Source organism: Chryseobacterium herbae (assembly GCF_025154075.1).
GTDB lineage: Bacteria > Bacteroidota > Bacteroidia > Flavobacteriales > Weeksellaceae > Chryseobacterium > Chryseobacterium herbae.
In genome coordinates this window covers 257,387-270,881 of record NZ_JAOAMU010000007.1, presented here as the reverse complement: position 1 = coordinate 270,881, position 13,495 = coordinate 257,387, and the positions used below count along the sequence as shown (strand labels likewise).

Here is a 13,495-nt window from a genome sequence, read left to right as displayed (position 1 = left end):
AATTAAGAAATCCTGCTTTTTGGGGCAACATTTTTATACTGATTTTAAAATAATTTTACCTTTTTTGGATTGTGTAAAAATAAGATAGTCCTTTCCACCGTCTTTTAGTCCGTATTTCTTTTTGATATCTTCCGGTTTTAGAGGATAATTCTTTGAAATGATATTGAACTGCTCTTTCTTTTTAATCTGCTTAGATTCAATCACTTCCATATCCATTACTCTTCCAGGAAAATCGTTAATGTTTTGAGAGGATGTATAAATATGGGTGTTGGGATGAAGTTTTTTTAATTCAAACCTTTCTGAGATCAAATTAAAAACTCCGGCTTTCAAAATAGCATTATTGGGAATATATATGAATTTTTCGGGTTCAGAATACAGTGCCTGACTCTTTTCTTCCTCTCCAAATGTAAAACTAAAGGCAGATTCTCCGCTTTCAAGATTGATACAGTTTACTGTAATTCCTTCTTTTTGTTCCTTGGAAAGGAAAATAACGACTTCTTTTACATCATTTCTTACTGCTATAATTTCGATCCTGAAAATGCCCGGTAAAACAGAAATCAGATATTTCAGATCGATCAATGGAGAGAGTTTTACGACTACCTGAGCTGCTGTGGCAAGTAGTTTTTCTCTGATTTGAAGAATATCCGGTGAAAGATCTTCCAAAAGAAAGACTTTATTTTTATTCTGGTCTCTTCTCGCAGGATCCAGATAGATGACATCAAAATGTTCCAGATTGGTATGTAAGAACTCTTCCAGATTCTGATTGATGAATGTCGCTTTTCGTTCTAAAATGCCCCAGTTATGTTCCACAATGCTCAATAGCTCCTGATTCTGCTCCACCAAAGTGACTTCCTCAAAATTTTGGGACAGATAATAGGCATCAATTCCAAAGCCGCTCGTCAAATCTATAAATTTCTTTCCTTTAAGAATTTGGGATTTATAATCTGCTGTTTTTTCTGATGAGGATTGTTCCAGATTAAGCTGTGGTGGGAAGATAATGCCTTCTTTCAGCAGAAACGGAAATTTCTTCTGGGCCGTTTGTTTTCCTTTGATCTGCTGGACGATTTCCGGCATGGAGACGTCTGGAAACGGAGATGTTTTTAATAAGAGTGTGTGCAGATCTGTATTTAGATGTGCATTGATGTAGTTCTGAATTTCTTTGTTGATTAATTTATTTTCCAAGGTTAATCAGCTTTTTTTCATTACAAAAGTTTTTTATTTCTTAAACCACAGATTACGCAGATTTGCACAGATGTTTACGCTTAATCTTTATTACAAATACATACATACTCTTAAATATTTAAAAATTAGGGAATAGATACTTCTATAAATCGAAAACTAATTTATGCATCATCATCTGTGCAAATCTGCGTAATCTGAAAAATCTGTGGGAGCAACACACACACTTCAAACAACCTCTGTCAACAATAAAATTTATCTTTTATAAAAAATATAATCTGTCAACAATGGTTCAATACCATTCTGTTTCAATAGGGAATTGATTTGGCCGCGATGATAGGTTGAATGGTTGATGGCGTGGAACAGCATTTCAAAAATACTGTTTTCAAACTTTGTTCCTCTTGAGTTCTGGTATTCTGCTCGTTTATCAAGATCAAAATCTTGAATGATATTGATGCTTTTCTCGAAATTCTGATGATTGATTTCCTCTAATGATTCAAACGGATTGATCTGCCAGACTTCAAATGATTTTTCACCCAATATACGTGAGTTCCAGATTTGTTGGGCATTAATCGTATGGTTGATCAGACTTATTGTTTTCTCATCAACTTTTGTGATGTTTTCGGAAATAACTTTGATCATTTCTTTGTTGAAATGATAGGTATATTCAAAAAGGTCAATCAGCTTTTCTTTCATTGCTTGGGGATTATTTTTAACCACAGATTATACAGATCTACATGGATGTTTATGCTAATTTAAAAAAATAAAAAGCTGTATTTGCATAAAGTAAAGTTTGTGAACAGATGAAATTACTCAAACATTTCAGCCCAACGTACGGCCTTTATTTCTTTTTCGCTGTATAGATCTTCAATTGATCTTTTAACGTCTAATTTGGGGTATAAATTGACTCCTATCAGCTTTATTTTACCTTCTTCCACCCATTTCTGTTCTTCTATAGCCTGATCATAGATTTTTTTCTGAATAACTCCCTGATTTAAAAGGGCCAGATAGCCACCTGCCTCTTCCATTTCAACGAACAGTTCCCATGATTTTTCTGCAATCTGACGGGTAATATCTTCTACAAAATAACTCCCGTTCGATGCATCTTCAAATACATTAATGATACTCTCGTAAGCTAAAACAATCTGCTGTTTAAAGGAAATTTCTTCCGAATTGTCTGTACTTCTGCTGACAAGATAATTAGTACTGAAAACGGCATCTGCTCCTCCGATCATCGCAGCAGCAAGTTCCAATGTAGAACGGATCAGATTGTTTTCACTGTCTGCCACAGCTTTATTTCTCAAAGAAGTTTCAGCAAAAATATAAGGAGTGTCATTTAAACCATATTCCCTGGAAAGCTGGTTAAAGACTATTTTAAAAGCTCTCAGTTTGGCCATTTCAAAGAAATAATTTCCTCCGACGGCTATTCTGAAAATCAGTTTATTTAAAATTTCAGGTCCATACAGTTCAACAAGCTCCTTTGTTTTTGACAAAGCTATTCCCAATTGCTGGTAAATCGCTGCCCCTGCGTTTTGGTGAAGGGAAATATTCACACAGATATTTCTTTTAAAATCTTTGGCTAAAAGCTCTTTGGCCAACTGATCATCAATAATTCCTTCGTTTTCGTTAAAAACATCAACTAAAGAAAAATACTGATCCTCTTCCTGCGGGCTGATATGTCCGGCAAGCTCTTTATTATTAACAAAAAGCGTTTTCTGCTCTAGTGTTTCTACATTATGGTCTAAGATAAATGCAAATACATCTTCCTCCAGACTTTCATGATATCTGGCCACCAAATGAGTGTTTTCTTCCACTTTTGGCAGATTGACCAACGGTTTCTGAACTTCACTGTAAAAAGGTTTTACCTCTATTCCTTCCAGATTTTCTTTCTTCAGGATAGAATAAATATCTTCTGTTTTAAGCTGTTTTTTAACTAAGGCTTCCCAGTTTGGAAGTATATCTGTATTGGACATTGGCTATTGGTTACTATGTGAATGGTGAATTTTGCTTCGCAAGTCAATGGTGAATCTATAAAAATTAACGATTGACAATTCACTATTGATATTGCTTATCTTGTGAATGGTGAATTTTGCTTCGCAAGTCAATGGTGAATCTACAAAATTGACGATTGACACTTCGCTGCGAAGCTAATTGACTATTTACAGTTCAAATTATTTTTTCGCCTCATTGGCACTATCTACTACCAGGATAAAGATTTCTTCATCCGGTTTTTTCATAAAATAGTTTTCTCTGGCGTATTTTTCTTTTTCCGATTTATTGTTCATCAGCTTTTTATAAAAAGTGTCGTTTTTTTCGTATTCCTTTTTATAATATTCCAGCTGGTCTTCATATCGGCTGATTTCGCCGTTCAGTTCATTAATAACAAGGAAAGAGGTTTTATCAAAGAATATCATCCAGACCAGAAACATACAGATGGTAATGGTATATTTATTCAGAACATATTTCTGAATCACTTTTAATGTTTCAGACTTCGGCTGGATGTCTTTAATAAGTTTGTTTTCTTCCATTTTAATGTTTTCTCAACGAATTTTTAATAACAGTAGTTAAAAAATCAATCGCTACGGAATTCTGTCTCATATTGGGAATGATCAAATCTGCGTCATTCTTGGATGGTTCAATGAATTCCTGATGCATTGGCTTCAAAGTGGTCTGATAACGGTGAAGGACTTCACTCAGGTCTCTTCCCCTTTCCTGGGTATCGCGCCTGATTCTCCTGATCAGTCTTTCGTCTGAATCTGCATGAACGAATACTTTTAAATCGAATTCCTTCAGCAGTTCTTTGTTCGTAAGTACCAGAATACCTTCTACTACCAATACATTTTTAGGTTCTACAGTGACGTGGTCGCCCGTTCTGGAATGCGTTACAAAGCTGTAAATGGGCTGTTCTATAGGCTCATTGTTTTTTAAAGCTTTCACATGTTTTATCATTAAATCGAAATCTATAGACTTTGGGTGGTCGTAGTTGAGCGCCTCTCTTTCGGTCAGTGTCAGATTCGGGTTGTCGTGATAATAATTATCCTGAGAAAGGATATTCATTCCTTCAATATCAAGCTGTTGCAGTATCTTGTCAACAACTGTAGTTTTGCCGGATCCTGTACCTCCAGCAATTCCTATTACAAGCATTCTTTTTTTGTTTCTTTATAGTTGGTACAAATATACTATTTTAGATGAATGCAAGTAAAACAATCCTTCTACAAATTGATTTAAAACAAAAAAATCCGATGTCTGAACACCGGATTTTAAAATTTTATTTAAGATTTTTATTTCTTGATGAATTTTGCAGACAGTTCAATTCCTTTTACAGTCAGGATATAATTTCCGGACGGAAGGTTTGAAACATCAATTTTGTTTCTGTTGTTACTTATTGTGGTTTCCATTACTTTTCTGCCTTCCATATTGAAGATTTCAGCTTTTTCTTCTTTATTTCCTTTCCACGAAACGATCAGCAGATCAGAAACAGGGTTTGGATATACTGAAATCAGATTTTCTTTCGAAGTTTCTTTGGTGCTCAGTACACAACTGTATTCAGGAAGTACATATCCGGCTGTAGTAAATTCCTCTGTCATAGCCGTAATATCATTACAATTAAATCCGAACTGCCCCAACATATCTATACCGGCTTGTCTTACGGCAATAGCGGCATTCTGCTGGTTGGTCGTTGAAGTCGTTAAGTCCAGTCCTTCTAAAAAGGCTCTGTCTGTTTTTTCTTTCCCTATTCTGTTCCAGATTCTCATCAATGCAGCAGACCAGATCTGTGCTTTATCATAATAAGATCCTGATCCCGGATAGGTCATGGTTGTATTGGTTATTCTTCCTGCCCAGAAAGGATTATGCCCATCCCAGTTAAACATCCACTGATACTCAGGAGCAGATGAAGGCCATTGATTTAAGCTTCTGCTGTAAGAATGTGCCCAGTAGTCTCCGCATCCTTCGCTCAGACCGTCTGCATTGGAAATTCCTCCAGCAAGCCAGTGATGAATTCCGTGTCCAAGTTCATGCAGGATAACATCGGCATCTTCAGCATCATCTACACCGCCTTCTCCAAATCCAAGTGACTCGCTTCCCGTCAGATAATGGGAGTTATCAGAACCGTTAAAACCATGAGGATCGAATCTTAATACTCCGTTGTTTTGTGCAGGTTTGCAAACAATTCCTAACGTTACGTTGATGTATCTAAGGCTGTTATCAAGGTGCCAGTAAGCATTAACTGCTTCAAATCCATCATCACTTCTGTTAAATAAAAACTGGTCCGTAGACTGTGTAAAAATCCCTTTTGCAGGGGCTTCTATTTCTTTAATCTCTGCATACGTTCCTTTTAGTGTGTACACTCCTCCTGTAAGATCAAGTTCAGGAATGGTCACTAAAGTTCTTGCCGCATCAAGACTGGCATTGGTAGCATCGTTATTATCTACAAAGTTACCTGCATAAGCTGATCCTGTTTTAGACAAAGGATCTGGTTCAAAAATATAGGCACTACCGGTTACGGGAGCTTTCTTTGGTGTTACTTTTTTATTTTTCTTTGGAGTTGGATCATTTTTATCGTGATGCTTTACAGAAATGTCTTGCATGCTTATGACACTGCCTGTTTTTGCATCTACAATGGTTTCCCAGCTACCTGGATTGTCGAAAGAACTCGTCACAACCCTATAAACCAGTTTCGTTTCTCCTGAATCGGTAAGATAAACAACCAGTTTATTTTCTTCAAAAGTCACTGCACCCTTTGTTTTAGAAGCTATATGAGCTTTTTGAACGGCTTCTGATGCAGGAAAAGAAGGAACGGTATCAACTTCTTTCAGATTTTTTTTCAAACTTTCTGTCCCGGTATAGCTTATTCTGCCCTCTTTGTTGAAATGAACAACAATTACAGACTGAAAAACCGGCACATCTTTGATCATCTGCTGAAAGCGCAGGGTCTCACCTGTATTTCCTTTACGTACCGAGCTTAGTGTAAGTTCACTGAACCCTGGAATTCCTAAATTTCTTGTGTTTTCTTTGATCCAGCTTTTAGCCGGTGTTTCAAAAGATGATTCCTGAGCGTTTAATGCAGAACAGCATAATATACCACAGAGAATAAGCGAAGTAATTTTTTGTTTCATTGACTTATATTTTAAATTGATGTGTCTTAATTGCGAATATAAATAAATTTAATCTTATTTTTCACTAATAAGTGTATAAATATTATAAAAAAATACATTTTAAATAAAAAACCCTACCAATGGCAGGGTTTCGTTTATACTATTTCGCTTGTTAATTCTCTTGATAGCAGTTTTTCATGCATGGGTTTCAGAAGATCCAGTGAACCTGTTTTGACGGTGCATTTGCCTTTATAGTGCACCAGCATGGTACATTGTTCTGCCTGCTCCAGGGTATGTTTGCAGATCTCAACAAGACAGTCGATTACATAATCAAATGTGTGAATGTCATCATTGTGAAGAACCAGTTTATACACTTCATCCGTATCATCCAGAACCAATACTTCTTCTTCATACTGACGCTTCGGATCTTCGTAATCTTTTATGCTGTTATAAAAAATCATTTTTCTTTCTCTCTTTAAACTTCACCTAATTTATCGGCCAGGTCGCTGAGTACATTCGGGCCTTGATACACTAATTCTACGAGCTCTACGCTCTTATTATTCATTTTCAAAATCTTGAAATGGTAGTTTTCCAGATCAAATTCATCATTCTCTTCCGGAATATCTTCCAGCTCATGCAGAATAAATCCTGCCAGGGAATTGTATTCACTTTCCTCAGAAAGAGACAGTTTTTTAGGAAGATGTTCATTAATTTCATCCAACGGCTGTGTAGCCTGAACCCAATAAATATTATCTCCGATCTTGTCTACCAGTTTATCTTCATCATCTTCTTCATCCTGAATCTCCCCTACCAGTTCTTCCAGAATGTCTTCCAGGGTAATAATACCTTCAGTTCCTCCAAATTCATCGATAACGATGGCCAGGTGCTGTTTTTTCTGCTGAAATATCTTAAGAAGGTCTGAGATCTTTTTGCTTCCCACGACAAAGAACGCATCACGCATCAGGTCTTTAAGATCCTCATGATTCAGGTCCCCTTTTCTTTTAACATATTCTCTGATAATTTCTTTGGTATAGAAAATACCGATCACATTGTCTATGGAATCAAGATACACGGGAATACGCGAGTAACCGCTGTCCATGATCATATTGATGATTTCAGTGATATCTTCTTCAAAGTCAATTGATGTGATATTCTGTCTTGGAACCATGATCTGTTTTGCGGAATGATCTGTAAAATCAAATGCATTTTTAATAATCTCATAGTTCTCCTCTTCAATCTCACCACTGTCAGCACTTTGTTTTACCAAAAGCTGAAGCTCTTCGGTAGAGTGAATTTCCTGTTCGGAAGCCGGATGTATTTTTACCAGTCTTAAAAAGGTATTAGACATCAGGTTCATTAACCAAATAAACGGTTTGAAGATGGTATAAAAAACTCTCAACGGTACTGCTGTAGCCATTGTAGTCGCTTCGGATTTTCTGATTGCAATTGATTTAGGAATAAGTTCCCCGAATACAATATGCATCACCGTAATCAGTACAAAACTGGTTACTACTGAAATCGTAGTAATGGTAGATTGAGTCAGTTCAACGCTCAAAGAGTGGAAGATACTTTCAACTACGTGATGTAAAGCGCTTTCACCTACCCAACCCAATGCAAGAGATGCCAGGGTAATACCAAGCTGTGTAGCGGACAGGTACTCATCAAGATGCTTGATAATATGTTCTGCCTGCTTGGCCATAGAGTTACCTTCGGCGGCTTTTAACTGGATTTGTGAATAACGAACTTTAACAATTGAAAATTCTGCGGCTACGAAAAAGCCATTGAGTAAAACAAGAAATAAGGCTAGCAAAAGCCTGACTATGTCCGAGTCCATTTAGAAGTTGTATATTTTTAGGATACAAAGATAGATAAAATAAAAATAACCTGCATTGAGGTTAAGATATTTTGGGAATCTAATTTTCTAAGATAGAGGATAAAAGCGAAAAAACGGAAGCCTCCAGAGTGTTAAAAAAACAATTAAAATCTTTTTTGAACAAGGAATATAGATTCGGAAATATCTGAAGTTTTAGAGGCTAAAGAACAATAAAAGGCTTATTCATTCTTCAAAAAACACTTAAATCCTTAAAAATAAAGTCAAATTTCTATCTTCCTTCTTCCGAACCTTAATTCCACAAAAAAAGCACCGACAGTGTCGATGCTTTAATATGATATAAAAATAATTCTTTATGAATTTTTCAAAGCTTCTGCTCCTGAAACGATCTCTAAGATCTCGTTGGTAATAGCAGCCTGTCTTGCTTTGTTGTAGAAAATGACAAGGTCATTCTTAAGCTCCTGCGCGTTGTCAGTTGCTTTATGCATTGCTGTCATTCTCGCACCGTGCTCAGACGCTACAGAATCTAAAACAGCTTTGAAAACCTGAGTTTTAATAGACTTTGGAATCAAATTATCTAAAATTTCTGCTCTATTCGGCTCAAAAATATAATCTGTTTCTACCTGAGGCTGTGTAGTATCCACTTCTGCCATAGAAATAGGCAAAACTTGTTCTGTTGTTACTTCCTGGGTAGCAGCATTAATAAATTTATTGTAGATTACATAAACTTCGTCAAATTTACCTTCTTTGAAACTGCTCATAGCTGCTTCAGTAAGGTGAGAAACTGCCTCAAAGTTCAGATTATCAAAAACGGCGCTTTCATTTGAGTACACTGCACGAGTCTTTCTTACAGCATCGTAAGCTTTTTTACCAATTGTAAGAACTTCAAACTCATATTGAGCTTTATTCTGAAACTGAATGTTTAGTTCCTTTACAACATTAGAGTTGAAAGCACCTGCCAAACCTCTGTTTGAAGTTACAGCGATGAAAAGTACTCTTTTAACCTCTCTTTTTTGAGCATAAATAGAAACCTGATCAGGATCTGAACTAGAATTTACATTCTGGATGATCTCCTGTAGCTTTTCAGAATAAGGTCTTAACATTACGATTGCATCCTGTGCTTTTTTAAGTTTCGCAGCGGAAACCATTTTCATAGCACGTGTGATTTGCATCGTAGATGAAATTGAACTGATTCTTCCTCGTATTTCTTTTAAGTTTGCCATTTTATGTTTTCAATGTATAAAGTTTAAGGTTCAAAGGCCAGCTTTAAACCTTAAACATTGAATTTTTTAGTTATATTTAGATGCCAAGTCGTTAGCCGCCTGCTTAAGAACGCTTGTAATATCGTTGTCGATTTTACCCGCTTTAAGAGCTGCCATTGTATCAGGATGCTTAGATCTTAAGAATTCGATATATTCTAATTGGAATTCTTTTACTTTTTTAATAGGAACGTTTCTCATTAAGTTCTCAGTACCTGCATAAATCATTGCTACCTGACTGTCTACAGGAAGTGGAGAATTTACCGGCTGCTTAAGAAGCTCTACGTTTCTTTCTCCTTTAGAGATTACTGCTAAAGTAGAAGCATCAAGGTCAGAACCGAACTTAGCGAACGCTTCCAATTCTTTATATTGAGCCTGGTCTAATTTAAGAGTACCAGACACTTTTTTCATTGATTTGATCTGAGCGTTACCTCCTACTCTTGATACAGAGATCCCTACGTTGATCGCAGGACGAACCCCTGAGTTGAATAGATCAGACTCCAGGAAGATCTGTCCGTCTGTAATAGAGATTACGTTTGTTGGAATATACGCAGAAACGTCACCAGCCTGAGTTTCGATAATCGGAAGTGCAGTTAATGAACCTCCTCCTTTTACGATTGGTCTTAAAGACTCAGGTAAATCATTCATTTGGCTAGCAATTTTGTCATCAGCGATTACTTTTGCAGCTCTTTCCAATAATCTAGAGTGAAGATAGAAAACGTCTCCAGGATAAGCTTCACGTCCCGGTGGTCTTCTCAATAGTAGAGAAAGCTCACGGTATGCTACTGCTTGTTTGGATAAATCATCATAAACGATCAATGCTGGTCTACCAGAGTCTCTGAAGAACTCACCGATAGATGCTCCAGCCATTGCAGAATATACCTGCATTGGAACCGGATCTGATGCGTTAGCCGCAACAATTACCGTATATGCTAAAGCTCCTTTATCAGAAAGGGTTTTAACGATTTGTGCTACCGTAGAAGCTTTCTGACCGATCGCAACATATATACAATATACAGGCTGACCTGCATCAAAAAATTCTCTCTGGTTGATGATCGTATCGATCGCAACAGTAGTTTTACCTGTCTGTCTGTCACCAATGATAAGCTCTCTCTGACCTCTTCCTACAGGGATCATAGAGTCGATCGCAACGATACCTGTCTGTAAAGGCTCAGTTACGGGCTGTCTGAAGATAACTCCAGGAGCTTTTCTTTCCAATGGCATTTCGTAAAGTTCTCCTTCGATTGGTCCTTTACCATCGATAGGATTACCAAGAGTATCTACTACTCTACCTAACATACCTTCTCCTACTTTGATAGAAGAGATTCTGTTTGTTCTTCTTACTGTATCTCCTTCTTTTACTAATTTACTTTCACCAAGTAAAGCAACACCTACGTTGTCTTCTTCAAGGTTAAGTACAATACCTTCTACATCACTAGCAAATTTAACCAACTCACCGTACTGTACATTTTCTAACCCGTATACACGAGCAATACCATCACCGATGGTTAAAACTGTACCTACTTCCTCAACGTTAGATTGAGCGTCGAAGTTGGCCAACTGTTGTTTTAAGATCGCAGATACTTCTGCCGGATTTATTTCTGCCATTATATGGTTGTTTTTTTCTTAATTTAAATGAAAATCTTTTTTAATCTGACTCAATTTGGTTTTCACAGATGCATCGATCTGCTGATCACCTACTCTTAAAATGTAACCACCCAAAATATCAGGCTTCACGTTTACTTTAAGGTCAAAGTTTGAATCTGCTTTTACCAGATTGGTAGATCTTAAAATCTGATCAAGGTTCTCCTTAGAAAGCTGAGTCGCTGTAGTAAGAGTAATTCTCTGTACTCCGTTGATATCCTCTACCTTATTGATGAACTCCTGAGCAATATTTTTCAGTTGGTTTTCACGCCCGTGCTTGATCACTAGTCTGATCAGGTTCTGCGAAGAAACTGAAAAATCCTTAAAGATCTGGTCTGCTACCTCTATTTTCTTTTTTGCATCAATGTAAGGCGTAAGGAAGAACTTGTTCAAATCTACAGATTGAGACATGATCTTCACTACATCTTTCATTTCAGAAAATACAGCAGCTGTCTGACCTGATTCATTGGTGAAATCAATCAGTCCCTGTGCGTATCTTTTAGCTACTTTAGATGTAAGCATTCTTAGTTAAGGTTAGATTTGTTTAAATAATTTTGAACTAATTCGTTTTGAGCTTCGTTGTTATCCAACTTCTGCTTAAGGATAGATTCAGCAATGTTTACAGATAAAACACCAATTTGAGTTTTGATGTCTGCCATAGCAGCATTTTTCTCAGTCTGGATCGTCTGCTTAGCTGCTTCAATCATTTTGTCGCCTTCATTTTTAGCCGCATCTTTAGCCTCACCTACGATTCTATCTTTAATTTCTCTCGCTTCTTTAAGGATAGCATCTCTTTCGACTTTAGCTTCACGAATAATTCTTTCGTTATCCTCTTTTAAAGTCTCCATTTCTTTTCTTGCCAATTTAGCCTGATTAAGAGCATCAACAATAGAAGTTTCTCTGTCATTGATCGATTTTAAAATAGGCTTCCAGGCAAATTTGCCTAACAAAAATAATAATGCTAGAAAAATAACAGACTGGATAATAAATAATCCTGATGAAAACTGGTGAATTAATTCCATTATATAAATGTATAAATAATTATTACTTTTTTTCTTAAATAACCATTACCTGTAACCAACCGTTACGGGTAATGGTTTGATTTTAATTAGTTTACTGCGAATAGAGCAGCAAACGCAACACCTTCAACAAGTGCAGCAGCGATAAGCATAGCTGTTTGGATTTTTCCAGATTGCTCAGGTTGTCTAGCGATAGCTTCAAGAGCAGCAGCTCCGATTTTACCAAGACCAATACCTACACCTAGTACTACGATACCAGCACCTACAATTTTAGGGATTTCCATAATATATAATTTTAAAAAATTTGTTTTACTTTAATTTACAATTTCAATTAGTGAGCCGCATGATGTTCGTGCTCGTGCTCCTGTACTGCCATTCCGATGAACAAAGCTGATAACATGGTAAAGATATAAGCCTGTAAGAATGCAACCAATACTTCCAATAAATAGATTACTAACGTTAAGAACGGGAATGCAACACCAGCTGCGAAGTTCTTAAATACATAGATCAATCCGATCAAACTCATTACTACGATGTGTCCTGCAGTCATGTTAGCAAAAAGACGGATCATCAATGCGAAAGGCTTAGTGATCGTTCCTAACAATTCGATTGGTAACATGATCAGCTTCATTGGCACAGGCACTCCCGGCATCCAGAAGATGTGTTTCCAGTAATCTTTGTTAGCAGAGAACGTAGTGATTAAATAAGTAAGGATAGCAAGGAAGAACGTTAACGTAATGTTACCTGTAACGTTGATTCCGAATGGCATTAATCCTAATACGTTAAGGAATAAGATAAAGAAGAATACGGTTAATAAGTATCCCATAAATCTTTTATATTTATGACCGATGTTCGGGATTGCTACTTCGTCTCTTACGAAAATGATTAACGGCTCTAAGAATCTTGCTGCTCCTGTAGGAACTACAGATTTCTTGTAAGACTTAGCCATTCCTGCAAATAATGCAAGCATGAAAACAGATACTAATAAAAGAATAAGTACACTTTTCGTAATAGAAAGATCTAAAGGTCTCTCGTTAGTAGGAAAACCATCTTCACCAAGTGTTAAAGTTCCTGCTGCATCCGTTTTGAAAATTTTCTCGTGGTGCAGTTTATAATAAGAACCGTCTACTTCAGTTGGCTCACCGTGCATGAAACCTTCTTTACTGTTGCTCATGAAAGAATGAATACCGTTGTCATAGAAAATAACCGGAAGAGGGAATCCGATGTGGTGACCATCTTTATCCACCATCAATGTAAAGTCGTGAGCATCCAACAAGTGATGATCGATGAACTCTTTGTTTTCTTTACTTGCTTTGTCTTTTTCTGAAAGCTCCTGTGCTGGAACTGTTCCGGCAGCAGCCTCACCGTGCTGTGCAGACACTAAGTTTAATACAAAAATACTGTAGAATAAAACTGCGAATTTCTTAAACATTGATAGGTTTTTTTCGTTGTGCAAAAATATGATAT

General features: G+C 36.7%; 14 protein-coding genes. All 14 read right to left on the bottom strand.

Annotation, left to right across the window (positions count from 1 at the left end):
- Positions 1–33: 33 nt before the first annotated feature.
- The 14 genes from N0B48_RS20370 to atpB all read right to left on the bottom strand — a co-directional run bounded on the left by N0B48_RS20370 (position 34) and on the right by atpB (position 13,460).
- Positions 34–1,182 (bottom strand): class I SAM-dependent methyltransferase, encoded by a 1,149-nt coding sequence (locus N0B48_RS20370; RefSeq protein WP_259841025.1) that lies wholly within the window; start codon positions 1,180–1,182, stop codon positions 34–36.
- 252 nt (positions 1,183–1,434) lie between these two features.
- A complete protein-coding gene (locus tag N0B48_RS20365; protein ID WP_259841023.1) occupies positions 1,435–1,875 on the bottom strand; it encodes a DinB family protein in 441 nt (146 codons plus the stop codon).
- 113 nt (positions 1,876–1,988) lie between these two features.
- Positions 1,989–3,152: a methylmalonyl-CoA mutase family protein gene (locus N0B48_RS20360; protein WP_259841021.1), complete on the bottom strand. Its 1,164-nt coding sequence runs from the start codon at positions 3,150–3,152 to the stop codon at positions 1,989–1,991.
- A 198-nt stretch (positions 3,153–3,350) separates the two neighbouring features.
- Positions 3,351–3,707, bottom strand: a complete 357-nt coding sequence (locus N0B48_RS20355; RefSeq protein ID WP_047455472.1) for an FtsB family cell division protein — start codon at positions 3,705–3,707, stop codon at positions 3,351–3,353.
- A gap of 1 nt (position 3,708) precedes the next feature.
- Positions 3,709–4,323, bottom strand: a complete 615-nt coding sequence (gene udk / locus N0B48_RS20350; RefSeq protein ID WP_034725384.1) for a uridine kinase — start codon at positions 4,321–4,323, stop codon at positions 3,709–3,711.
- 137 nt (positions 4,324–4,460) lie between these two features.
- Positions 4,461–6,296, bottom strand: coding sequence for a T9SS type A sorting domain-containing protein (locus N0B48_RS20345; RefSeq protein ID WP_259841018.1), 1,836 nt, complete (start codon positions 6,294–6,296; stop codon positions 4,461–4,463).
- A gap of 134 nt (positions 6,297–6,430) precedes the next feature.
- A complete protein-coding gene (locus N0B48_RS20340; protein WP_090021781.1) occupies positions 6,431–6,736 on the bottom strand; it encodes an ATP-dependent Clp protease adaptor ClpS in 306 nt (101 codons plus the stop codon).
- A gap of 14 nt (positions 6,737–6,750) precedes the next feature.
- Positions 6,751–8,109, bottom strand: a complete 1,359-nt coding sequence (locus N0B48_RS20335) for a hemolysin family protein (protein ID WP_259841015.1) — start codon at positions 8,107–8,109, stop codon at positions 6,751–6,753.
- 350 nt (positions 8,110–8,459) lie between these two features.
- A complete protein-coding gene (gene atpG / locus N0B48_RS20330; protein WP_259841013.1) occupies positions 8,460–9,329 on the bottom strand; it encodes an ATP synthase F1 subunit gamma in 870 nt (289 codons plus the stop codon).
- Positions 9,330–9,395: 66 nt separating this feature from the next.
- Positions 9,396–10,973 carry a F0F1 ATP synthase subunit alpha gene (gene atpA / locus N0B48_RS20325; RefSeq protein WP_259841011.1) on the bottom strand — a complete coding sequence of 526 codons (1,578 nt, stop codon included), beginning with the start codon at positions 10,971–10,973 and terminating at the stop codon, positions 9,396–9,398.
- Positions 10,974–10,991: 18 nt separating this feature from the next.
- Positions 10,992–11,531 carry an ATP synthase F1 subunit delta gene (gene atpH / locus N0B48_RS20320; RefSeq protein ID WP_259841009.1) on the bottom strand — a complete coding sequence of 180 codons (540 nt, stop codon included), beginning with the start codon at positions 11,529–11,531 and terminating at the stop codon, positions 10,992–10,994.
- Positions 11,532–11,533: 2 nt separating this feature from the next.
- On the bottom strand, positions 11,534–12,031 hold the full coding sequence (locus tag N0B48_RS20315) for a F0F1 ATP synthase subunit B (RefSeq protein ID WP_259841007.1): 498 nt from the start codon (positions 12,029–12,031) through the stop codon (positions 11,534–11,536).
- Positions 12,032–12,117: 86 nt separating this feature from the next.
- The gene (gene atpE / locus N0B48_RS20310) at positions 12,118–12,312 is read right to left on the bottom strand and encodes an ATP synthase F0 subunit C (protein ID WP_002979108.1); all 195 of its coding nucleotides are present in this window, start codon (positions 12,310–12,312) and stop codon (positions 12,118–12,120) included.
- Positions 12,313–12,359: 47 nt separating this feature from the next.
- Positions 12,360–13,460, bottom strand: a complete 1,101-nt coding sequence (atpB, locus tag N0B48_RS20305) for a F0F1 ATP synthase subunit A (protein ID WP_259840990.1) — start codon at positions 13,458–13,460, stop codon at positions 12,360–12,362.
- Positions 13,461–13,495 lie beyond the last annotated feature (35 nt).